This is a genomic window from Paraburkholderia sp. SEWSISQ10-3 4, from assembly GCF_030464785.1.
GTDB classification, from domain to species: Bacteria; Pseudomonadota; Gammaproteobacteria; order Burkholderiales; family Burkholderiaceae; genus Paraburkholderia; species Paraburkholderia aspalathi.
Genome location: NZ_JALPRI010000001.1, coordinates 421,797 through 443,010, shown reverse-complemented (window position 1 = coordinate 443,010; position 21,214 = coordinate 421,797). Strand labels below are relative to the sequence as shown.

Here is a 21,214-nt window from a genome sequence, read left to right as displayed (position 1 = left end):
TCACAACAACTGGGTAAAAGGCGTTTCGCGTGGAGCGCGTCTGAAGGATGCTGCGCGCGAACAGCGATAAGTAAAAGTTAAAACATTTTATGGTTAGCATTAGGCATACCGAATGGATGGGTATGCCGGTTCTGATTGCGGGTCATGAGCGACGCGACCTTGCATGGATCGAGCCGGCATGTGGTGCACTGCAAGAAGCGTCTGCTTCCGGCCGTGCTTGCGTTCGGGGAATTTTCGATCGACGAGGGTTCGGCGGATTGCCGGGGTCAGCTTCTTCTACGCGAAGCTGTCGCGCAGCTGACCGGAAAGCGCATTGAGGGTGACTGTCGAGGCATCCTGACTTCGTGGAGGTCGTCATCAGGGGAACGGATATATAAACAAAACTTTATAGTTTTTCGAAAAAACTTTAACTGTTGTTTATCTATGCGCGCTCCTATTCTTCGTCATGCCAACCTGCCTGAAGGAGACGACCATGAACCCGTCCCAGTTCGACGCCCGTGACAACGCGCACGATGCTGAAATAGAGGCGCAACTGTGCGCCTATAACAGTGCTTTCGATGAACTCGGCCTGCGCTTCCGTTGGGATGCGCGCACGCTGGCGTTGCTAGCCACGATCGACGATGAGGAGGCGCAGATTGCCGCGTACATCGAAGCTCATCATCCGCACTTGCTGAAAGCGTATAGCGTCGGGTTTCTGAGCCGGGCCATTCTCGAGCGGAAAAAGGCGCGCTATCCGGCGCGCGTATCGATTCACGTCGAAAGCGCGCAGCATCCGACCCGCGTGGTACATCAGCCGCAGATGAGCAGTTGGCGCGAGCGCGTGTCGTACGAGATGGAGCTGCCGGCGCTCGCGGGTGTCTAGACGCGGCGCGCGTGTGTCCATGTTGCGACCGCGGCACCTGTGACTTGCATGGTGCCACTCGCAGTGGAGAGATACTGCCTAGGTAACCCGCGACAGCACAATTAGCACGGTCGTCACGGTAATCGCACCGCCGATCCGCGTCGCGATCTGCGCGAACGGCATCAGCGTCATGCGATTGGCGGCAGTCAGGATGGCGACGTCGCCCGTGCCGCCCTGGCCGCTGTGGCAGGCGTTCACGATGGCCGCGTCGATCGGATACATCTTCATCCAGTACCCCACCAGAGCGCCGACTGCCATCAGGGTGGCGACGGTTGACACGATGGTGATGAGGGTCGGCAGGGTGAAGGAAGCCATCAGCTTGTCCCATGGCGTCAGCGACACGCCAATGGCGAACAGCAGCGGGTAGGTGACCGCGGTGGAAAAAAACTTGTACACGATGTAAGCGCCCTGCTGCAACTGGGGAGACACCGCTTGCGTGAGCTTCACGACCACCGCGATAAAAAGCATCGCGACCGGCGCCGGCAGGCCGAACAGCCGCTGGCACAAGATGCCTACAACGTAGAGCGTCAGTGCGGTGATGCCCGCCGCGGCGATGTGGGTCACATCCATATGCCCCGAGATTTCTTGCTGGGCAGGGTCCATCTCGTCGTGCTCGCCAGGCTGCAAACGCCCTTCGCCGGTGAAACGAGGGTATCGCTTGCCGACGAAGTTCAACGTGCCGGCGAAAATGATCGCCGCCAGGCTGCCGAGCATGACAGGAGGCAGAACGGTCGCAAACAGCACACCTGGATCCTGATGCAGGATTCCGGCGTATCCAACGGTCAGCGGAATGGCCCCTTCGCCGACTCCGCCAGCCATGATCGGTACGACGATAAAAAAGAACGTGTGATAGGCGCCAAGTCCCAGCGCGGTGCCGACGGCTGTACCAACGGCGCCGGCCACGATCGTTCCGATACCGAGCGGCACGAAGATCTTGAGGAAGCCCTTGATCAGCACCTGCCGGTCCATGCTCAGAATGCTGCCCACAATAATGGACGCAATAAACAGGTAAAGAAAATTGGTGGACTTGGTGAACTCGATCGTGACCTTCACGATCTGCACAGGCAGCAACTTGTAGTACACCAGCGCGGACGGGATAAAGGTCGCAAAGATGGCAGCGGCGCCGATCGCGCGAATACCCGGAATGCGCTTACCGATTTCGGCCAGCGTGAAACCGAAGAACGCAAACATGACAATCACGAGCGAGATCTCATTCGGCAGCTTGTCGATATAGACAAGCACTGCGATGAGCGCGCCGGCAATGATGTAGATCGGCAGCGGAATGATGCCGATGCGGATTTCCATCAGCCTCCACCATCCTTGGGGCCAGAAGGCCTGCTTCTTCGCCTGATCCGGCGGTAGAGGGGTGGAAGCCGCTGTCTTCATCGAAGTCTCCTGAACGGATATTCGGTTGCTTGCGCCGCTTTTTCAGTTCGCTATCGACTTTGTGGAGTGCCAAAGACACTCGTCATGTATTCCGTGGCGGCTAGACGAGTTGTGCGATGTTTGGCTGAAATCTGCGTTTAGTTAGTGTCGTGCGCAAAGAACTCCAAGCGTAGCATCGTGTGCACGGCACGGGGTACCGTGCATACCCCTACCACGCGTTGTGCCCAACCCGCTGTCAGGTAGAGATCAGGCGCGCCAGGCGCATTAGCGATTCACGCGCTGCTGCAGATGCGCCGGGTACCGATCGCCGACAACCTTGACCTCATGCAGGGCCGCTTCGATGGCCGACAGATCGTCAGCTGACAGTTCGACTGCGGCCGCGCCGATGTTCTCTGTCAGTCGATGCAGCTTGGTCGTACCCGGAATCGGCACAATCCACGGCTTCTGCGCCAGCAACCAGGCGAGAGCGATCTGGGCGCGGGTAGCACCTTTGCCGTCCGCGATCCGGCCCAGCACTTCGACGAGGCCCGCATTGGCCTTGCGGTTCTCCTCCGAGAAGCGCGGCACGATACTGCGGAAATCGGTTTTGTCGAACGCGGTGTTCGCGTCGATGGCGCCGGTGAGGAAACCCTTGCCGAGCGGGCTGAACGGCACGAACCCGATGCCCAGTTCCTCCAGCGTGGGGAGCACCGTTTCTTCCGGCTCGCGCCACCACATCGAGTACTCGCTTTGTAGTGCCGCCACGGGTTGCACGGCATGGGCACGACGAATCGAATTCGCGCCGGCTTCGGAGAGACCGAAGTGCTTCACCTTGCCCTGCTGGATCAACTCCTTGACGGCGCCGGCGACGTCTTCGATCGGCACGTTCGGGTCGACACGATGCTGGTAGAACAGGTCGATGCGATCGGTGTTCAGGCGCTTCAACGAAGCCTCGACGACCGCACGAATGCGCTCGGGCCGACTGTCCAGGCCTTGGCTCACGTCGCCGTCCTTGAAACCGAACTTGGTGGCGATCACCACCTGATCGCGAAACGGCGCTAGCGCCTCGCCGACGAGTTCCTCGTTAAAAAACGGTCCGTAGGCTTCAGCGGTATCGAAGAACGTCACACCCTGTTCGAAAGCGGACCGGATCAGTTTGATGCCTTCGGACTTTTCGGTCGCGGGGCCATAGCCATAGCTCAAACCCATGCAGCCGAGGCCAAGCGCCGATACGTCGAGACCGCTGTTTCCAAGCTTGCGATGTTGCATGTTCTTGCTCCTTTCGTGCGATGTCGGTTGACGCCAACGATCTCATGCTGTTGTGATTGGCTCAACAATCTGGCTAGAATTGCACAGGGCATTGAGGAAAATTCATCTATGGCGCGCGCCGGTCTGTCCGAACTAACTGCATTCGTCGCCATTGCCGACCAGCGAAGCTTTCGCGCGGCGGCGCGTACGCTGGGGGTCTCGCCCTCGGCGCTGAGTCATTCAATGCGGGGTCTGGAGGCTCGGTTGGCGGTGCGGCTGCTTAACCGCACAACAAGATCCGTTGCGCTCACCGAGGCGGGTGAGCAGCTCCTGCGGCGGGTGCGGCCCGCCATCGCGGATCTGGAAGAGGCGGTGAATCAGGTCGCGTCGGAACACGACCGGCCGTCGGGATCGATCCGGATCAGTGCGTCGGAGGCGTCAGTGAGACCGCTGATCCGGCATGTTCTTCCTGACTTCCTCGCGGCATATCCCGACATTCACGTCGAGTTCGTCGTGGACACACGGCTTGTGGATATCGTGGCCGATGGCTTCGACGCCGGCATACGCGTCTATGACGACGTGCCGCGCGATATGATCGCCATCCGCTTCGGGGGCGACATGCGTTTCGCAGCGGTAGCTTCGCCGGACTATCTTGCGCATCACGTACCGCCGAAAGCGCCGCACGACCTGATGCAGCACCGGTGCATCCGCTTTCGCTTTGATAGCGGCGTACTTCCCCGGTGGGATCTCGAACATCGGGGCAAAAGAGCGAATATCGATGTTGCTGGGCCGATGACGCTCGGCAATCTCAATCTGGTGATCGAGGCCGCCCTCGCCGGTATCGGCATTGCCTGGGTTCCGGAATATCATGTGTCGGAGCATCTGGCGTCGGGGCGCCTCATCCATTTGCTGCCTGAATGGAGTCCGACTTTCCCCGGTTTGTGCCTCTATTACCCCGCGAACCGCCATCCGCCGATCGCACTGAGATTGTTCGCGCAAGCGGTGCGCGACTGGGTAAGCAAGCGGTAAATTACTCGCTCGCGGACTCGACGGGGACCTCGGCGTTTCGCGCGGGGCGGCGTACGGCTCGCACCTTGCCGCTGTTGCCGCCGCCGCAGAAGAACAGATCGCCGCCGTCGGCTTCCAGACCCGACACGGTTAGGCCGGGCGGCATCTCCAGGCTCTCCAGCACTTCTCCCGTATCTGGATCGACGCGCCTCAACTCGCTCGCGTCGTCTTCCCAGGTGCCGTGCCAGAGCTCTCCGTTGCTCCAGGTGACGCCGGTGACGAAGCGGTTGGACTCGATCGTGCGCAGAATCGCGCCGGTTTGGGGATCGAGCTGGTGGATCTTCCGGTCCTGATACCGGCCCACCCAGAGCGTGCCTTCGGCCCACGCGAGCCCTGAGTTGCCACCGCCGCCGGGCGCCGGAATGGTGGCGAGCACGTGGCCGGTATCCGGATCGATCTTCTGGATGAGATCGTCGGCAATCTGGAACAGGTGCTGGCCGTCGAAGGCCGTGCCTGCCTGCGCGGCGACATCGAACGAGCGCAGCGTTTCTCCGCTCACGGGATCGAAGGCGTTCAGCTTGTCTCCGGCGGCAATCCAGACACGCTGACCGTCGTACGTGACGCCCCCCACCTGGTTGACGCCCGGAAAGGGCCCATATTCACGGATGATTTTGGCGGTTGATTTGTTCATGTTTCGATCCTAATCACTCGGTAGGGGGAGCGGGGAGTAACAAAGTGGTCGTGAATCCGGGCATGGGCGGCGTCACCCAGCGTCGTGCGCGCCCGCGGCCGAACGACTGAACCTTGCCGGCTGCCGCCAGCGAATCGAGTGCCCGCTGCATGGTGCGTTGACTGGCGTCCAGCGCAATCGCGAGCGCCGAGCTCGACCACGACTCACCGTCGGCGAGGAAGGCGAGCACCATCGCATGCGGCTCTTCGACCGGCCGTGCAAGCACGACGACCTCGCGCGCGCCGTGCGGCACTAATGCAAAACCGCGCTTCGTCGCGCTCACGCCGGCCAGCGGCCCAAGCAATGCGCGAAGCCGTCCGACTTCGACGCGCAACCGTGCGCGGTGCGATTCATCGGCATGCTTGGTCCGGAATGCGCGCGCGATGAGGGTGTCCCTTGCTACGTCTTCGGGCCATGCTTCAGCCAGTGCGCGGGCTAGCGCGAACAACACGGGACGCCTCGCAAGCGGAACCACGATGTTTGCTTCACGTATGACGTAACGGCACGCGTCCACCACGAGCGCCTTCGACGCGAGTAACGCCTCAACTTCCTCGAGCACGAGCAGACGCTCTTCGCCATGTGCAATCAGACGAGCCGCGGGCGTGTCCAGCAGAAGGCGTGCGCTCTCGACCTCTGCCGTCAGCGACGGGATACCTGCGTGACGTGCGGCCTGCTCGGCTTTCGCGAGCGCGGCACGCGCTGTTTTCGTCTGCAGGCGGCGCATCGCGATCCCCGCGACGACCAGCTCGTGGGCGGCGCGCAGCGCGGGCGGGAAGGGCGTGGGATCGAGGTGGACGAGCAGGCGCTCGGCCTCGTCGAGGCGTCCGATCAGAAGGAGGCGCCGGACTTCGAGATACCGCGCATGCGCGGCGTTCAGCCGGTCGCCATGGGCTTCGAGCGTTGCCCGCGCGGCGTCGAGCGCTTTTGCGGGCCAGCCCAGATCGCGCGAGGCGAGCGCGATTTCGGCCTCGGCGACCACGCACCGCGCGCGGGCCACCGGCGCTTTCGGGCCGAAGGCGCGCGCCGCGCTTCGCACCAGCGCTTTTGCCCGAACGAGATCGCCGAGCTGCGCCATCGCGATGCCTCGCAGCGCGAGCGCGGCTGCATCGTCACGCAAGGCGACGCGATTCAGTGCGCCGAGCGGGTCGCCCGCCGCGAGCGCCCGCGCCGCAGCCGTCACTAGCGAGTCCATGGTCTATTCGAATCCCGCCACACTTGTCACTCCCACCGTTCGGGTGCCCGTGGCTAATCTAGCACGACCACCAACCAGTTCGTCGTATCGACAACTGAACGATCGACGAAGGACTCCCAAGGAGGGAAGCATGACCACGACACATCAAACCGGGACGCGTGACGAGTGGCTGGCGGCGCGGATCGAACTGCTCAAGGCGGAGAAGGCGCTCACGCGGCAGAGCGACGCGCTGGTGCAGCAACGGCAGGCACTGCCGTGGGTGCGAATCGACAAGGCGTACACATTCGAAACTGCCGCGGGACGCGCCTCGTTGGCGGACCTCTTCAAAGGACGCTCGCAACTTCTCGTGTACCACTTCATGTTCGGACCCGACTACAAAGCGGGATGCCCGTCGTGCTCATCGATCGCCGATGGGTTCGACGGCTTCGTCGTTCATCTGGCGAATCACGACGTCACGCTGTCGGCGGTATCGCGGGCGCCGTTGGAGAAGCTGCAGGCGTATCAGCGCCGGATGGGCTGGACGTTCCCGTGGGCTTCCTCGGCTGGCAGCGACTTTAACTTCGACTTCAACATCGCGTTCACGGAGGCGCAGCAGCGCGAAGGAAGCATCGAATACAACTACGAGCGTGGCGGCCACGCGATGGACGAAACCCAGGTCGTTCCGGAGCCCGTCGCCCAGTTCGCGGCTACATGCGGAACCGACGCGGCGACGTACACGCGCGACAGGCCGGGTCTGAGTGCGTTCGTACTCGAGGACGGTGTCGTCTATCACACGTATTCCACCTATGCGCGCGGCGTGGACGGCATCTGGGGTATGTATCAGTGGCTGGACCGCGCGCCGAAGGGCCGTAACGAGACAGGCGTCTGGTGGAAGCGTCACGACGAGTACGAGACGACGCGCTGAGCCAGATGATGGAACACGTTAGCGCAATCGGAGGACGGGAGATGCCGGGGCACTCGATCGAAGCGCGCGCTTCGCAGCGGGCTTTCTTCGGTGTCTCGGCGTTACTCTTCACCGTCAGCACGGCGGTGACGATCGTCGGCGCTGCGTCCATGTCAGCGATGGGTGAGATGCCGATGCCCGGCGGCTGGACGATGTCGGCGGCGTGGATGCCGATGTGCGGACAAACGTGGTCTGGCCTCGCGGCGTCGTTCCTTGGCATGTGGGTGGTGATGATGGTCGCGATGATGCTGCCATCGCTCGTCCCCATGCTGTTGCGCTATCGCGAGGCCGTCGGCGGGGCGGGCGTAACAGGTTTGGGCTGGCTGACGGTGGTGGTGGGCGCGGGGTATTTCTTCATGTGGACCGCGTTCGGCATGGCCGCATTTCCGCTCGGTGCTGCGCTGGCGGCGCTCGAAATGCAACAGCCGGCGCTGGCGCGAGCCGTTCCGTTCGCAATGGGTGTGATTGTGCTGATCGCCGGGGCGCTGCAGTTCACGGCGTGGAAGGCCCGGCGTCTTGCCTGCTGTCGCGCAACACGGGGACGCTGCCTCATGTTGCCCGCGTTGCCCGCGGACGCCGCCACGGCATGGCGCCACGGCCTGCACTTGGGCTTGCAGTGCAGCTACTGCTGCGCCGGCCTGACGACGGTCCTGCTCGTTGCCGGGGTCATGGATCTGCGTGTGATGGCCGCTGTGACGGCGGCCATCACCGTTGAACGTCTTGCGCCGCGTGGCGAGCGGGCGGCGCGCTTGATTGGAGTTGGTATCGTCGGCGCAGGCGTGTTGCTGATCGTGCGAGCAGCGGGCTTGGGATGATTCACCCGCTCCATCCCAATGACAATCAGTCCGTCACGCCACCGTAATTGCGTTGTCCCCGCAGCCGCATCGCGATGCGGCCAAAGGCGCGCCATTGCTGTGCGATCAACCCGTCGCCATAGGAACGCGCTGCGCCGTGCGGCACGGGCAACTGGTCACGGATGCCGGTCGGCTCGACAGTACGGTCCCACGACGCGGTCCTGAACATCATGTCCCACCACGGAAACAGCACGCCGAAGTTACAGCCGTAGCGCGTGCCTTCATGGCCGTAGCCAATTGCATGATGACGCCGATGAAAAATCGGGCTTACGATCGTGCGTTCGAGCAGCCATCCATACGGCAAGCGCGCGTTCACGTGCTGCACGCTCTGCATGAAGTTGCCGACCGCAACCAGCACGACGAACTGCGTCGGCTGCACGCCGATGAACAGCGAAATCGCGGCGAAGAACGCGGCCTGAATGATGTCGTCGAGAAAGTGATTGCGGTCGTCGGCCCACAACGACATCTGCTGCTGGCTGTGGTGCACCGCGTGCAGTTCCCACCACACGCCGAAGCGATGCTGCCAGCGGTGATACCAGTAGCCGAAGAAATCGAGCACGATCAGGTAGATAAGGAACGACACGACCGGTTGATCGGTGACGCCCGGCCACAGTCCGTCGATGTCGATGTTCGGCACGTTGTAGATCGCCATCAAACTCTGCCAGTGATTGAACAGCGGCTGCAGCATGAAGAAGAACGCGATATTGACGATGCCGAGCTTGGCGATCCACGTGTAGATCACATCGGCGCGCAGCGCTTTTCGATCGGACCACGCCTCGACGGGCCGCAGCGCTTCCAGCGGCCGCAAGGCGATATACGTGACCAGGATTTCCAGCACGCCGACGATCACCCAGTAGAGTGCATCGTAGGTGTCCTCGTCGTATCCCATCAGGCCGAAGCGATAGAAAAACGGCTGCACCACGTCGACGTACAGGAGTGTCTGCAACGTCGAGATGCCGTTGTCGAGTAGCGCGAGGATTTCGTGGATCATCAAAAACCTCGTGAAATTGCGGGTGCTGTCATCAAAACGAAAGCCTGTTCAGTCTGGATTGGGCGCATAGACGGGCGCACGATTGGCGAAATACAAACCATGCGGTGAACGTCCGACCGCGATCGTGTCGATAAGTTTATATGTCGTCAGATCAATGATGCCGACATGCCGCGAAAAACGGAATGTGACCCACAGGTAGCGGCGATCCGAAGACAGTTCCATGTCGTCAGGGCCGGGCATGAGTCCGGTGATGTCGGCAGTCTTCGTCAGCGTGTTGTAATCGAGAATGCTGATTGTGCTTTCCACGCGGTTCGTGAGCGCTATGTGCTGGCCGTCGTCGAGGTTGCGGAAGTTGTGCGCGCCGCGCCCGGTCTGAATTCTTTTCACGACTTGTTGTTTGTGCCAGTCGACCACGGCCACATCGTCTTCGCCCGTCATGCCGATCAACAGATAGCGGTCGCCTGGCGTCATCCAGAGGCCGGCGGGTGTGTTGCCCACATGCAGTTTCCACAGCACCGTCTGCGTCGCCAGATCGATCGCGGCCACCTCGCCGGTGTCTTGCAGTGTGACGAAGACGGTCTTGCTGTCGGACGAGAACGTCATGTGGCTCGGCGTCTTCGAGAGCGGGACGCGTTTGGCGAGCGTCATGTTCTGGCCGTCGTAGTGGTACACGTCGACGCGATCCAGTCGCAGACCTGCCGTCACGAACCATTTGTGATCGGGCGAGAAACCGAGCTGATAGGGATCTTCAATATCGTCGACCTTGCGCTGCACCTTCCCGGTGTGCGGATCGAGAAACATCAGATCGTTCGAGATCGAATCCGCGACGATCAGCGAGTGGCCGTCGGGCGTAATCATCAGATGGTGCGGTTCCTTGCCGGTCGGCTCGGTGCCGATGACCTTATGCGTAGCGGGATCGATCAGCGTCAGTTGGGCTTCGCCGGAGTCGAGCACGATCACGTTGTCGGCTGCCTGCGCCGGCATCGCCATGGTTAGCGTGCAATACGTTAGCGCGGCAAGCGCGCAGGTCTTTGTAATCGAAACGATAGAAAGTGGCATCTGAACGATGGACGGGCAGGAAAACAATTTGGGGGAACATCATGGCGGCGGGCGCAGGGGATTCAGCGCGCGCGGCGTGGGTCGTGGCTAACGCGCGCCACACCTACACCGTTAACGGCTTAACGCACCACTTCGCTCTGTCGATGACACGCGACACGTTGTTATTTGTATGAAGGGTTCGACGCCGGCTGAGGCAACGTCAGAGACGAAAAGGAAAAGGCGCGGCTGTCTGATAACAGCTCGCGCCTTTCATCTGATAACTGCTGCCTGATTCTTCTCCCGCGGACACCTTCAATCGAAATCGAACATGTCGAAAAGCGAGCGCTTCTTCTTGTGTCCCCGATAATCCGTCCGGTGATTGTCATACGTGCGGTTGTTGTCGTACGCGTGGTCGCGATGCCGTTCCCGATCTCGATCCCGATCCGGATAGCTGTCGCGGCTCGTGCGTGCGGTAGCGTTAGCCTGCGCGTCATCGCCGCCGGCGTCCTGCGCAATCAGCTTGTCGAGTTCGCCGCGATCGAGCCAGACGCCCCTGCATACCGGGCAGTAGTCGATTTCGATTGAGCGTCGCTCGGTCATCAGCAGGTCAGTGGTCTTGCAAACGGGACATTTCATTTCGTTGCTCCTCAAGAGTAAAAAAATTCATCTAGCGCTCGTTACTCCGCGCTAACCATGCGCTTCGAATTCGCCCGGCGCACGAGCATGTTGAGTGCCTCGACAAACGCGGAGAACGCCATAGCCGCGTAGATGTAAGCTTTCGGCACGTGTGAACCAAAACCTTCCGCGATGAGCGTCATGCCGATCACGAGCAGGAAACCGAGCGCGAGCATGACGATGGTCGGATTACGGTCAATGAAGCGCGACAGCGGGTTGGCGGCGAACAGCATCACGGTGACTGCAGCAATCACGGCAACGAACATGATCGGCATGTGCTCGGTCATCCCGACGGCAGTGATGATGCTGTCGACCGAGAACACGATATCGAGCACAAGGATCTGTCCAATTGCAGCCATCGCGGTCAACTGCACGGTCGTGCTGGCCTTGTCGCGTACTTCTTCCGCATGAACGACGTGGTGGCGAATTTCGCTCGTTGCCTTCCAGACGAGGAACAGGCCGCCGCCGAGCAGGATCAGATCGCGCCATGAAAACGCGTGGCCGAACAGCGTCACGGCAGGCGCGGTCAGTTGCGCAATCCACGCGACGGTGCCGAGCAGGGCGAGCCGTAGCACGAGCGCAAGCATGATGCCCATGCGCTGAACGCGAGCGCGCTGCGCTTCCGGCAGCTTGTTGCTGAGGATCGAGATGAAGATCAGGTTGTCGATGCCGAGCACGATTTCCATCACGACCAGCGTGAGAAGCGCAGCCCATGCGGCGGGGTCGGCGGCGAGTGTGAGTAAAGAGTCCATGGGGTCCGTAAGCAAAGGGTGACAGGCAACGTCGGTATGCCGTTATCATCGCCGTCTTCATGGTTCGGATAAATCAGTGATAATCTGAGCGATATATCGATTTTTTCGAAGTGTCGCCAACATGCTTAACTATCGCCATCTCTACTATTTCTGGATCGTCGTGAAAGAGGGCGGCTTCGCGCGTGCGGCCGAGCGTCTCGACATGGCGGTTCAGACGATCAGCGCACAGGTGCGCGAACTGGAGAAATCGATCGGGCGCCAGTTGCTCAAACCGGCAGGGCGCGGCGTTACGATGACTGAAGCCGGCGAGACGGCTTTCAATCGCGCGGAACAGATTTTTCAAATCGGCGAAGCGCTGCTCGACGAGATGCGCGAGGCGGGCGGCGAGCGTGTTGCCCGGCTTGCAGTGGGTCTTTCCGACGGCATCTCAAAGCTGGCCGCGCACGCGCTGCTCGCGCCAGTGCTTGAAACGCCGTCGCTCAGGCTGCTCTGCCACGAGGGCGAACATGCGCAGTTGCTGTCGGAGCTCGCGCTCCATCGGCTCGATCTCGTGCTGGCGTGCCAGCCTGCGCCGCACAATGCGGATCTGCGCGTCGTGAGCCAGCGCCTCGTCGGTTCGCCGGTCGACTGGTATGGCCCCGCGGAGATCATCCGCAAGGCCGCCCGTACCGGTTTTCCGCAGTGCCTGGCCGAGCTGCCCGTGCTTCTGCCCACCGGGCACGGCGCGTTGCGTGCGCGGATAGACCGATGGTTCGAAACCGAAGGAATCCGGCCGCGGATTGTTGGGGAGTTCGAAGACAGCGCGCTGATGGCGGTGTTCGCCGCGCGTGGCCTCGGCGTGTTTCCGCTCGCAGAACTGGGCGCGGGGGATGTGGCGCTGCTGCGCGGACTGCGCTGGCTCGGTCGAGCGGAAGGCGTGGTTGAAGAAATCCACGCAATCCGCTCGCGACGCGGACAACATCATGCGCTCGCTTCTCAGGTGGTCGCTGCCGGGCGTGCGTGAGTGTACGGCGCGTCCGGCAACGGGATGTGCCGGCTTGCCATCTGGTTTGGCTTCGGCCCCCACGCGTTGAACACAGCAGCCAGCAAGGCAATTTCACCATCCGCCAGATAGTTGTCCGCGATCGCGACGGCGATACACAGGCGCATTACCTTGCGACGCAGCGCGGGGTCGTCGATCTCATCTAACAAGGTGGTGAGCAAGGCCGCGCCGATCTGGCCGACTGGCGGCGCGAACGGCGTGTTCGCGACCGATTGGTCCTCGCACAGCGTCTGCACAATCTGCGCGAATTGCTCTGGTGCGAGACCGAGTTGGCCCGCTATATCCAGGCTTTCGAGAGCGAGCTCTTCCGAACTGCTGACGTGTCCGTCGGAAGTGAGTGCCAACGCGACGATACGTGCGGCGGCTTGAGGACTGTTGCGCGGATAGGTACGCATGTTTGGGCTCCTGGCGCGGACAATGTCCGCAGTGGTGGTGAACCTCAGTCTGCGTCAGATTGGGGAACGGATAAATCTGCTAATTCGGGAGATAAGATTCGGAAAAACCGAAGCTTCCGCAATGAACTGCATGACATCTCCTCGTTCAGCACGATGCAAAACACCCTATCGGATAAGATACGGCTCACCGCATTTTTCCGAATAGAAGGAGTGTTTTCAGTGATTCAACCGAGCAACGTGTTCAAGGACAACCTCGCCCAACTGCCGGCCATCGACGGTATCGAACGTATCGATCTGCTCGACGGCAAGGGCGCCGTGGTGGCCAGCATCGAGAACAAGCCGGGCAAGCAAGGGTCGCTCGCGGTGTACAACTATTTGCAGCAGGCCTTTGGCACGCTGGACGCCAAGGCGGCCGAACATGGTCTCGCGGTGTTCGCCGAGCATACGGCCGACGCGCGCAACCGTCCGGGTGCACACCCGAACGTCGACCATCTGCTCGCGATTGTGGCCGGTGGGGAAGCGTTGCGCATCGACGTCATTGCAGCGGGCTGAGTGCGCTGCTGTTGCATGGCACGGCGTGGATCGCGTGACACCGGTCCGCGCCGTAACCCATATCGGTTCATCGTGACGCCCTGCCTACGGATGACTACCTGACTCTTCACCGGCAAGAATAAAGTCAACGAACGCCCGGAGCGGAGCCGGCATATGCGTCCGGCTCGGGTAGTACAGAAACGGTCCAGTGAAGGTTTGACACCACTCGTCGAGCACCGGTACGAGCGCACCTTGCTCTATCGCCGGCCGTAGAAATTCATCGAACGAGTAGACGATTCCCAATCCTGCGATGGCCGCGCCTCGCTCCAGTTCGATTATTGAGGCGATCATCGGTCCGTTTGGCTCGATCCGCACGACCTCGTCTCCTCGCTTGAATTCCCATGTCGCGAGCACGCCACTGTCGAAGCGGTGTCCAATACACGCGTGGTTCAGCAGTTCGCCCGGGTGTTGCGGTGTGCCGCGGGCCGCGAGGTAGGACGGCGAGGCCGCCGCGACGAAATGTTGAACGCGTGGGCCGATCGGCACGGCGATCATGTCGCGCTCGAGGCGTTCGTCATAGCGGATGCCGGCATCGAAGCCCGCCGCGAGGATATCGATGAAGGTGTCGTTGGTGCCGACGTCCACCGTGATACCCGGATGAGCGGCGAGGAAACGCGAGAGGAGAGCAGGCAGAATTTCTCTTGCCGCGATCGACGGAACGTTTAATCTCAAGGTTCCAGTCGGACTCTCGCGAAAGAGGTTCACCGCGTCCAGCGCGATGGTGATTTCCCCGAAGGCCGGCGCGAGCCGTTCAAAAAGACGCTGCCCGGCTTCCGTTGGTGTAACGCTGCGCGTCGTGCGGTTGAGCAGTCTGACGCCAAGCTGTTGTTCAAGCCTTCGAACCGCTTCGCTAAGCGATGAGGCTGACACGCCGCCCGTCAGTGCGGCATGGCGGAATCCGCGTGCCCGTGTGACGGCGACGAATGCCTTCAAATCGGACAGGTCGGGTTCCTGCATTGTTCGCTTTTCCGCACGGGTCATCCGGATTGGGGTGGATTATCGCACGCTGGAAATCGACCGATACTTCAGCGCAAGCGCCTTTCTTGCGGCGCACCTACTGAGGACATCATGAAGCAACTTCAATTGGGTAAGACGGGCCCGCAAAGCTCCGCCATCGGTCTTGGCTGCATGGGCATGTCGGGCATGTACGGTCCGTCTGACCGCGCTGAAAGCATCGCTACGATCCACGCCGCGCTCGAAGCCGGCATCACGTTGCTCGATACCGGCGATTTCTACGGCTCCGGCCACAACGAAATCCTGATCGGCGAGGCCCTGAAAAGTGCGCCGCCGTCACGCCGCGACTCGGCGATCATCAGCGTGAAGTTCGGCGCCATGCGCGACCCCGCAGGTGGCTGGTCGCTCTACGACGCGCGTCCCGCGGCGGTCAAAAACTTTCTCGCCTATTCGCTGCAGCGCCTGGGCGTCGATCATATCGACATCTACCGTCCCGCGCGGCTCGATCCCAACGTGCCGATCGAAGACACGGTCGGGGCAATTGCCGACATGATCAAGGCCGGCTATGTGCGGCACGTCGGCTTGTCCGAAGTAGGCGCCACGACCATTCGCCGTGCGGCAGCGGTGCACCCGGTGAGCGACCTGCAGATCGAGTACTCGCTGATTTCCCGTGGCATTGAAGACGAAATCCTGCCGACCTGCCGCGAACTCGGGATCGGCGTGACGGCGTACGGCGTGCTATCCCGCGGTTTGATCAGCGGCCACTGGAGCAAGGACGCCGCGGGGAAAGGCGATTTCCGCGCTATGAGTCCGCGATTTCAGGGGGACAACGTCGATCACAATCTCGCGCTGGTGGATGCGTTGCGCAAGGTGGCCGATGCTAAAGGCGTCTCGGTTGCGCAGATCGCGATTGCGTGGGTTGCGGCGCAGGGCAGCGATATCGTGCCGCTGGTTGGCGCGCGTCGGCGTGATCGTCTCGCCGAAGCACTCGGTGCAGTTGACGTGACGCTCAGCGCTGAGGATCTGGCCGCGATCGCGCAGGCAGTGCCGCATGGGGCCGCCGCAGGTGAACGTTACGCAGCGGCGCAGATGGCGCATCTCGACAGCGAGCAGGGAAGTAAGGGCCACACGGCGTGATGCGTTGACGGGTCGTGCAAACCGGGTGAGCCACGCACGCTTGAATGCGCCGCGGCGTGGCTTCACCCGATTGTCAGCGCGTCAGAAACGGTGGTCCGGATCAGTACCCGGCGTGAACGAGACGCCGCGCAATACCTCGCCAAAGCCCGCACTTCGCAACGCGACGAATTTCTCGCGAGCAGCACCGGTCGCAGTCGTATTCGCGAGCAGATCGCGAATGGCGACCAGCTTGTTCGGATCGGCGCCCACATCGCCATTGCCGCTGATGGTCGACGTCATTGCCCAGAGCGTGACTGTGCCGTCATTTTCGACGCGACCGGTCAGGTTGCGCAGCCCATCCGTCGCCGGTGCCCACGGCAATCCAGTTGCCGCATTGGAGCCGGTCGGATATCCGGAAACCGTGTATTGCTGCCCCAGGTTCAGACCCGCTTGCAGGGTGTAGGCGAGCGTCCACTTTTTCGCGCCAGCGTTATACACCCACTTCTGCAAACCCGCGCCAGTCTGCGCGGCCGCGTGCGTGTACAGATCGGGGCCGCCCGTGTAGCCATCGCCCTCGTCCGCGACATAGAGCGTCGTCGCGTTGGCGAACCAGAGGCCAAATGGAAAGGAGAGCGTAGTCGCGGTCTTGTTGGGCGTCGAAGGGAAGCCGGCCAGCACGCACATATTGTTTGGCAGTCCGTTGGTTTGGACCGTTGCGGAATCGTAAGCAAGCGCCTTGCTGGGCAATGCCGCATTCGCAGCCGGCACACCTGTGCCAGACGGGCAGGCTTTCCCCGTGGTGTCCACAAAATACACTGTGTTCACGCCGTTGCTGCCGCTACCCTTCGTAAAGTAGAGGACGTTGTTGAATACGGTCATGCCACGGAAGTTATCGTCCTTGCCGATCTTGTCTGCCGGGCCGCCAAGTTCAGTGACCGAAAAGCTGGCGAGCGGAGTCGGTGCGCCCGGGTCCTGCTGCGCCTCATGCTTTTTCGTGGCGTCGATGAATTGTGCGCCGGCGCCGATGACCACTCCGGCCGGTTGAGGGTTGGCGCCGTTACCCGCGTTGCCGGCTGTGTAGAAGAAATCTTCGCCATCGCGGTTATTCAGAATCGCCGAACGGCCGTTGTTGCCGCTATATGCATTCGTCTCGGTGATGCGGAAGTGCCCATCACGGTCGACGCGAGCGACTGCCCGATAGTAATTCTGCCCCACCGGATTAGTGGGATCGACTACACCTGGCGTGTTCGAATTGGACACATCCACCGTATTCACCGGCGCGACATACCCCATAAAGGTCAGGTACTGGCCGTCGAGCGAAAGGTGCAGGCCGAGTTCCGATTTGGAACTGAAGCTGGTGACGAGTTGGTCGCGTCGCGGCGTTTTCTGCAAACTGTTGGGCACTTCGAGCGAGCTGACCCACTCGCCTGACGGCGTGAGCTGATCGAGAAAGATCCGCGACGTGATGCCGAAGCTGGCGTCGTAACTATCGTTGTTCCAAACAAACGGATAGGTACCGTCGTTCGGCGCGCCAGTTGCCGCGCTACAACCGCCCTGAGTGGCTCCGCAATTCGGCGGTAGGATCGCGCCAACCTGAACGTTGCTCGACAGGTTGTCGTACACGCTTCGACTTACAACCAGTAAGCCTGGCTCGAAGCGACTTTCGCCGCGGAAATCGGACTGTTCGGCATGGGCGTTGAGGGCGGCGGCGCATAGCACGAGTGCTACCGTGGAAGCCGGTCGGGGGAATGACAGGCGGCGTGTCGCGTTGCAGACGGGAGTCGTTTTCATCTGTTGGTTCCGGGTGGGGAAGTAGAAGTTCTTGTCAGACGGACTAGCACGTACAACCCGGTTACCGTATCAACGCATGATGAAGGATTAGTGGCGGCGACTTCGGTGCAAACCCCCATTGCGTATCGGCCTATCCGCTTCCCATTACACAATGCAAACGGGAAGCGGATGGTGTCAGCATTTATTCAGAAAAGTCAGTCGATGCCGACAATGCCTTCCATGTTTCGGTTTCCTGCGTAACATACGCATTCTTCTCAGCGATGGCCTTCAGCGTGTCGGTGCCAAGCGGCAGGCGCAGCGGCGGTGTTTGTGCGTCGACCAATTCGACCATGGCGGCTGCGAGCTTCTCCGGGTTGCCCGGCTGGTTGTGATTCATGTGGGTAGCACGCCGGCGAACCTCTCCTGACGTCTCGTCATAGTCGGCAATCACGTTCCCGGCAACCACAAGCGATGTCGCGTCGAGGAAGTCCGTACGGAAGTAACCAGGCTCCACGACCGTTGCGTGAATACCGAGCGGCTTCAGTTCGGCCCGCAATGCTTCAGTCAAGCCTTCAACGGCGAACTTGGTCGAAGAATAGGCGCCGAACCCGGCGGCTGCCCGATAACCGCCGATCGACGACATATTGATGACGTGACCGGCCCGCTGCGCGCGCATCACCGGCAGAACGGCGCGTGTGATATTCAGCAAGCCGAATACGTTCGTGTCGTACATGCGGCGCACATCGGCATCGCTCGACTCCTCGATGGCACCAAGCAAGCCGAAGCCCGCATTGTTGACCAGAACGTCGATCCGGCCGAACCGTTCAACTGCGGCTTGAACCGCGGCCTTCGCCTGGGCTTCGTCGGTCACGTCCAGCGCGACGGGAAGGAGGGCCGCCGAGTGACCGAAGCGCTCGGTGATCGCTGCGATATTGCGGCCAGTGGCAACGACCGCATTGCCGTCAGCGAGAGCGGCCTCGGCGATCAGGGCGCCCAGGCCGCGCGTCGCGCCGGTGATGAACCAGACGCGCTTGAAGCCATTGTTCGTGTTGTTAGCCATGATGTTTCTCCTACGATTCGGGTGAGAGTGAACGAATAGTAGGCGTGTCGATTGGCACAAACTAGACGGTGGTTGGTAGACTGATAATCAACTTTTATTTGCTAATCCGGGCGGCCATGAACGAAGTACGCGCGATCACGATATTCGTCCGGGCCGCGGCGCTGGGAAGCCTGCGCAAGGCCGCCGTGGATCAGGGCATCTCGCCGCAGGCCGCGAGCCACGCGGTCATGCAGTTGGAAAAGGAGCTGGGGGTCCGGCTTTTCCACCGAACCACACGCAAGTTGAGCCTGACCGAGGAGGGGCAGGGGCTCCTCGACAGCGTGAGGCCTGCGTTGGCCATACTGTCCTCGGCGCTCGACGACGCGCGGCGATCGAAAGACGCGATCGCCGGGCCGCTGCGGGTGAGCGCGCCAAGCGCCTTCTCGCGCACCGTGCTATGGCCGTATTTCCTCGAATTCGCCGAATTGCACCCGAATGTGCAACTGGATGTGCAGTTCGACGATCATTTCACCGACCTCGTCAGCGATCGCGCCGACGTGGGTTTTCGCGGCGGTTCGCCGCCGTCGGGCGGCACGATCGCGCGACGGTTGCTGCCGATCCAACTGATTGTCTGTGCGTCGCCTGCCTATATCGAGCGTTATGGCGCGCCGCGGACCATCGACGAACTCGACGGGCACCGCTGCACCGGCTATCGGCGGGCGAATACCGGCAAGCAGTCTCCGTGGGAATTTCTGATCGACGACGAGATCGTCTATCGCGACGTCGCAGCCAGCTTATGCGTCAATGACACGGAGGCGGAGGCTCAAGCCGTGCTGGCTGGACTTGCCATCGGGCAACTCGGCGGCTTTTCGGCAACCTTGCCTATCAAACGTGGCGAACTTGTTCCGCTGCTCGTCAGACATGTCACGCAGCGTGAAGCCATCTACGTCTACTATCGCCATCGAACTGAACAGCCGCTGCGCGTGAGGGCGTTCATCGACTTTATGGTCGAGCGTCTCGCGGGGAACAGGAATTTCTATCTCGAGCCATCTGAGCTTCGTGCGGCGCGTTGAGTGTTGAGCGTGTCGGGTTCGATGAGCCGATAAGCCTCTGAATGCGGGCAACGTACTGCAGCGTTGGGCCGCCCGTTAGCGTGCGGACGTCATGTGTGAGGGTGCCGGCAGCGATACCTTATGTCTTCGGCAACGTGGATTTGCCGCTCCGTTTGCGTGGCTTCGGTTCGACACCTATGCGCGGGTCGCGTGCGAGCACGAGCGCCGTCATCGTTTCGACGGTGGTTTCAAATGCCGGATCCTCTTGCGGGACATAAAGCCATTTCCCCAGCACCGGATGCGGTCGCAAAGCGGGGACTTCTTCAATGAGCGCGGCGTGGCGCTCCTGCGAAGTACACACCAGCAAGCCATTCCATGGCTTGTCGCGATCGGCAGCAATCAGGCACAGCAGGCCGTCGATATAGGCGGCATCGCTGCCGAACATCCGTTTGCGAATATAGGTGGCGTCGCGCTCGAATGCGTCGAAGATCCAGACGAGCGAGTTACGGATGGAAGAGGGCATCGGTGTGAAATCCAGGGGGCGATGAGCGATGTTAACCAATGTCTGCTTTCGCTGCCTATAGCTGATCGTCGAGAGCCGACCTCCACGTATCTCAGCGCCGGCCGCCCGGCAATTGCGGTTCATAAGCGTTTCCTATCGCGCAAGAACGAACCCGTCTTGGCGCGATTTGTGGGGGCGATATACCGTTATATCCGTGTTGCAGCGGTGTCGTGCCTACTCGTTCCTGATCTGCATGAGCCGCTCCCCCTTACATCCGGAAGCGAAGATCGACCATGTACAAAGCCATCAGGAAGAACCCGTCGGCGGCTCAGGCTGCCGATACCATCCTTAGCGCATTGCGCGATATTCCCGTCTCAGCGCTCAGCGACAACATGCATCGCAACATCGGTAGCGTGGGTCTGCACCCGTATCAGCGGCCTGGCAAGAAGACGATGGCCGGCACCGCGGTCACCGTGCGCTCGCGTGGCGGGGATAACCTGACTTACCTGCGCGCCCTGGAGTTTTGCCGTCCAGGTGATGTCCTGGTCGTGGACGCGGGTGGCGATCTCAACAACGCCGTGGTCGGCGGCATTTTGTCGTTCTACGCAGCAAACATAGGCGTTGTCGGCTTGGTCATCGACGGCGCGATCCGCGATGTCGCGGAGATCCGCGATCGCGATTTTCCGGTTTACGCCCGTGGGGTCACGCACCGGGGGCCGTATAAAGACGGTCCGGGTGAAATCAATGTGCCGGTATCGGTCGGCGGAATGGTGGTCAATCCGGGCGATATCGTTGTCGGCGATCAGGATGGCTTGCTGGCCATTCCGCAAGGCGATGCCGAGTTTGTCATCGAAAAAGCGCTGGCCGTTCTGGAAGCAGAGGCTGAGACGATGCGAGCGATGAAGGAAGGCCGTTGGAACCGCGCGTTTATCGATGCGCTCGAAGCACGATGCAATAACTGAGCCTCGCGCAACGGGAAGGAAAAAGCCGACGTCTGCATCACGACGTCGGCTTTTTTATGGGCGCTTTATGTATGGCGACGAGAACGCAGCTTGC

22 protein-coding genes are annotated in these 21,214 nt (G+C 61.3%); 9 read left to right on the top strand and 13 right to left on the bottom strand.

The features are described 5' to 3' along the window. Positions 1-472 precede the first annotated feature (472 nt). Entirely contained in the window at positions 473-862 is a 390-nt protein-coding gene (locus M0D68_RS02000; RefSeq protein WP_200620642.1) for a hypothetical protein, read from the top strand. A 78-nt stretch (positions 863-940) separates the two neighbouring features. Here the strand turns inward: M0D68_RS02000 and M0D68_RS01995 are convergent, their stop codons facing one another. Both M0D68_RS01995 and M0D68_RS01990 read right to left on the bottom strand, forming a co-directional pair. Further along, positions 941-2,287, bottom strand: coding sequence for a 2-hydroxycarboxylate transporter family protein (locus M0D68_RS01995; RefSeq protein ID WP_093637099.1), 1,347 nt, complete (start codon positions 2,285-2,287; stop codon positions 941-943). Between the two features lie 264 nt (positions 2,288-2,551). Continuing rightward, entirely contained in the window at positions 2,552-3,535 is a 984-nt protein-coding gene (locus M0D68_RS01990; RefSeq protein WP_266223650.1) for an aldo/keto reductase, read from the bottom strand. Positions 3,536-3,643: 108 nt separating this feature from the next. Here M0D68_RS01990 and M0D68_RS01985 point away from each other — a divergent pair, with 108 nt between their 5' ends. Continuing rightward, positions 3,644-4,543 carry a LysR family transcriptional regulator gene (locus M0D68_RS01985; protein ID WP_266223649.1) on the top strand — a complete coding sequence of 300 codons (900 nt, stop codon included), beginning with the start codon at positions 3,644-3,646 and terminating at the stop codon, positions 4,541-4,543. 1 nt (position 4,544) lies between these two features. Here M0D68_RS01985 and M0D68_RS01980 read toward each other — a convergent pair whose 3' ends face one another. Together M0D68_RS01980 and M0D68_RS01975 are read right to left on the bottom strand one after the other, a co-directional pair. Beyond that, positions 4,545-5,213: a glutaminyl-peptide cyclotransferase gene (locus tag M0D68_RS01980; protein ID WP_266223648.1), complete on the bottom strand. Its 669-nt coding sequence runs from the start codon at positions 5,211-5,213 to the stop codon at positions 4,545-4,547. Between the two features lie 13 nt (positions 5,214-5,226). After that, a complete protein-coding gene (locus M0D68_RS01975; protein WP_266223647.1) occupies positions 5,227-6,444 on the bottom strand; it encodes a helix-turn-helix domain-containing protein in 1,218 nt (405 codons plus the stop codon). Positions 6,445-6,574: 130 nt separating this feature from the next. On the opposite strand from M0D68_RS01975, the gene M0D68_RS01970 reads away from it, so the two are divergent. After that, positions 6,575-7,348, top strand: coding sequence for a DUF899 domain-containing protein (locus M0D68_RS01970; protein ID WP_200620637.1), 774 nt, complete (start codon positions 6,575-6,577; stop codon positions 7,346-7,348). A gap of 41 nt (positions 7,349-7,389) precedes the next feature. Beyond that, entirely contained in the window at positions 7,390-8,202 is an 813-nt protein-coding gene (locus tag M0D68_RS01965) for a DUF2182 domain-containing protein (protein WP_266223646.1), read from the top strand. Between the two features lie 25 nt (positions 8,203-8,227). On the opposite strand, the gene M0D68_RS01960 is transcribed toward M0D68_RS01965, so the two are convergent. From M0D68_RS01960 to M0D68_RS01945, 4 genes are all read right to left on the bottom strand, one after another. Further along, positions 8,228-9,232: a sterol desaturase family protein gene (locus M0D68_RS01960; RefSeq protein WP_266223645.1), complete on the bottom strand. Its 1,005-nt coding sequence runs from the start codon at positions 9,230-9,232 to the stop codon at positions 8,228-8,230. 48 nt (positions 9,233-9,280) lie between these two features. Then, positions 9,281-10,222: a beta-propeller fold lactonase family protein gene (locus tag M0D68_RS01955; protein ID WP_244863990.1), complete on the bottom strand. Its 942-nt coding sequence runs from the start codon at positions 10,220-10,222 to the stop codon at positions 9,281-9,283. A 360-nt stretch (positions 10,223-10,582) separates the two neighbouring features. After that, a complete protein-coding gene (locus tag M0D68_RS01950) occupies positions 10,583-10,906 on the bottom strand; it encodes a zf-TFIIB domain-containing protein (protein WP_093637126.1) in 324 nt (107 codons plus the stop codon). A 41-nt stretch (positions 10,907-10,947) separates the two neighbouring features. Beyond that, entirely contained in the window at positions 10,948-11,697 is a 750-nt protein-coding gene (locus M0D68_RS01945; RefSeq protein WP_093637129.1) for a TerC family protein, read from the bottom strand. Positions 11,698-11,818: 121 nt separating this feature from the next. On the opposite strand from M0D68_RS01945, the gene M0D68_RS01940 reads away from it, so the two are divergent. After that, positions 11,819-12,700 carry a LysR family transcriptional regulator gene (locus M0D68_RS01940; RefSeq protein WP_211707537.1) on the top strand — a complete coding sequence of 294 codons (882 nt, stop codon included), beginning with the start codon at positions 11,819-11,821 and terminating at the stop codon, positions 12,698-12,700. On the opposite strand, the gene M0D68_RS01935 is transcribed toward M0D68_RS01940, so the two are convergent. Continuing rightward, positions 12,673-13,134 (bottom strand): TerB family tellurite resistance protein, encoded by a 462-nt coding sequence (locus M0D68_RS01935; protein ID WP_266223644.1) that lies wholly within the window; start codon positions 13,132-13,134, stop codon positions 12,673-12,675. The genes M0D68_RS01940 and M0D68_RS01935 overlap by 28 nt on opposite strands. Positions 13,135-13,353: 219 nt before the next feature. On the opposite strand from M0D68_RS01935, the gene M0D68_RS01930 reads away from it, so the two are divergent. Further along, positions 13,354-13,686 (top strand): DUF2322 family protein, encoded by a 333-nt coding sequence (locus M0D68_RS01930; RefSeq protein WP_200650805.1) that lies wholly within the window; start codon positions 13,354-13,356, stop codon positions 13,684-13,686. Positions 13,687-13,770: 84 nt separating this feature from the next. Here M0D68_RS01930 and M0D68_RS01925 read toward each other — a convergent pair whose 3' ends face one another. After that, positions 13,771-14,682, bottom strand: a complete 912-nt coding sequence (locus M0D68_RS01925) for a LysR family transcriptional regulator (protein WP_266223643.1) — start codon at positions 14,680-14,682, stop codon at positions 13,771-13,773. A 111-nt stretch (positions 14,683-14,793) separates the two neighbouring features. Here M0D68_RS01925 and M0D68_RS01920 point away from each other — a divergent pair, with 111 nt between their 5' ends. Further along, positions 14,794-15,816: an aldo/keto reductase gene (locus M0D68_RS01920; RefSeq protein ID WP_200619672.1), complete on the top strand. Its 1,023-nt coding sequence runs from the start codon at positions 14,794-14,796 to the stop codon at positions 15,814-15,816. An 81-nt stretch (positions 15,817-15,897) separates the two neighbouring features. On the opposite strand, the gene M0D68_RS01915 is transcribed toward M0D68_RS01920, so the two are convergent. Both M0D68_RS01915 and M0D68_RS01910 read right to left on the bottom strand, forming a co-directional pair. Further along, entirely contained in the window at positions 15,898-17,586 is a 1,689-nt protein-coding gene (locus M0D68_RS01915; protein ID WP_266223642.1) for a hypothetical protein, read from the bottom strand. A 181-nt stretch (positions 17,587-17,767) separates the two neighbouring features. Further along, positions 17,768-18,625, bottom strand: coding sequence for an oxidoreductase (locus tag M0D68_RS01910; protein ID WP_093637150.1), 858 nt, complete (start codon positions 18,623-18,625; stop codon positions 17,768-17,770). 116 nt (positions 18,626-18,741) lie between these two features. Here M0D68_RS01910 and M0D68_RS01905 point away from each other — a divergent pair, with 116 nt between their 5' ends. Further along, on the top strand, positions 18,742-19,677 hold the full coding sequence (locus tag M0D68_RS01905; RefSeq protein ID WP_266223640.1) for a LysR family transcriptional regulator: 936 nt from the start codon (positions 18,742-18,744) through the stop codon (positions 19,675-19,677). Positions 19,678-19,795: 118 nt separating this feature from the next. Here the strand turns inward: M0D68_RS01905 and M0D68_RS01900 are convergent, their stop codons facing one another. Further along, on the bottom strand, positions 19,796-20,179 hold the full coding sequence (locus M0D68_RS01900) for a hypothetical protein (protein WP_266223950.1): 384 nt from the start codon (positions 20,177-20,179) through the stop codon (positions 19,796-19,798). 272 nt (positions 20,180-20,451) lie between these two features. Between M0D68_RS01900 and M0D68_RS01895 the strand changes: the two genes are divergently transcribed. Next, positions 20,452-21,120, top strand: a complete 669-nt coding sequence (locus M0D68_RS01895) for an RraA family protein (RefSeq protein ID WP_266223639.1) — start codon at positions 20,452-20,454, stop codon at positions 21,118-21,120. Positions 21,121-21,214: the final 94 nt, after the last annotated feature.

Coding starts and splice junctions, on each gene's coding strand:
- M0D68_RS02000 (WP_200620642.1), top strand. CDS start 473: ATGAACCCGTCCCAGTTCGACGCCCGTGACAACGCGCACGATGCTGAA.
- M0D68_RS01995 (WP_093637099.1), bottom strand. CDS start 2,287: ATGAAGACAGCGGCTTCCACCCCTCTACCGCCGGATCAGGCGAAGAAG.
- M0D68_RS01990 (WP_266223650.1), bottom strand. CDS start 3,535: ATGCAACATCGCAAGCTTGGAAACAGCGGTCTCGACGTATCGGCGCTT.
- M0D68_RS01985 (WP_266223649.1), top strand. CDS start 3,644: ATGGCGCGCGCCGGTCTGTCCGAACTAACTGCATTCGTCGCCATTGCC.
- M0D68_RS01980 (WP_266223648.1), bottom strand. CDS start 5,213: ATGAACAAATCAACCGCCAAAATCATCCGTGAATATGGGCCCTTTCCG.
- M0D68_RS01975 (WP_266223647.1), bottom strand. CDS start 6,444: ATGGACTCGCTAGTGACGGCTGCGGCGCGGGCGCTCGCGGCGGGCGAC.
- M0D68_RS01970 (WP_200620637.1), top strand. CDS start 6,575: ATGACCACGACACATCAAACCGGGACGCGTGACGAGTGGCTGGCGGCG.
- M0D68_RS01965 (WP_266223646.1), top strand. CDS start 7,390: ATGCCGGGGCACTCGATCGAAGCGCGCGCTTCGCAGCGGGCTTTCTTC.
- M0D68_RS01960 (WP_266223645.1), bottom strand. CDS start 9,232: ATGATCCACGAAATCCTCGCGCTACTCGACAACGGCATCTCGACGTTG.
- M0D68_RS01955 (WP_244863990.1), bottom strand. CDS start 10,222: ATGGCGATGCCGGCGCAGGCAGCCGACAACGTGATCGTGCTCGACTCC.
- M0D68_RS01950 (WP_093637126.1), bottom strand. CDS start 10,906: ATGAAATGTCCCGTTTGCAAGACCACTGACCTGCTGATGACCGAGCGA.
- M0D68_RS01945 (WP_093637129.1), bottom strand. CDS start 11,697: ATGGACTCTTTACTCACACTCGCCGCCGACCCCGCCGCATGGGCTGCG.
- M0D68_RS01940 (WP_211707537.1), top strand. CDS start 11,819: ATGCTTAACTATCGCCATCTCTACTATTTCTGGATCGTCGTGAAAGAG.
- M0D68_RS01935 (WP_266223644.1), bottom strand. CDS start 13,134: ATGCGTACCTATCCGCGCAACAGTCCTCAAGCCGCCGCACGTATCGTC.
- M0D68_RS01925 (WP_266223643.1), bottom strand. CDS start 14,682: ATGCAGGAACCCGACCTGTCCGATTTGAAGGCATTCGTCGCCGTCACA.
- M0D68_RS01920 (WP_200619672.1), top strand. CDS start 14,794: ATGAAGCAACTTCAATTGGGTAAGACGGGCCCGCAAAGCTCCGCCATC.
- M0D68_RS01915 (WP_266223642.1), bottom strand. CDS start 17,586: ATGAAAACGACTCCCGTCTGCAACGCGACACGCCGCCTGTCATTCCCC.
- M0D68_RS01910 (WP_093637150.1), bottom strand. CDS start 18,625: ATGGCTAACAACACGAACAATGGCTTCAAGCGCGTCTGGTTCATCACC.
- M0D68_RS01905 (WP_266223640.1), top strand. CDS start 18,742: ATGAACGAAGTACGCGCGATCACGATATTCGTCCGGGCCGCGGCGCTG.
- M0D68_RS01900 (WP_266223950.1), bottom strand. CDS start 20,179: ATGCCCTCTTCCATCCGTAACTCGCTCGTCTGGATCTTCGACGCATTC.
- M0D68_RS01895 (WP_266223639.1), top strand. CDS start 20,452: ATGTACAAAGCCATCAGGAAGAACCCGTCGGCGGCTCAGGCTGCCGAT.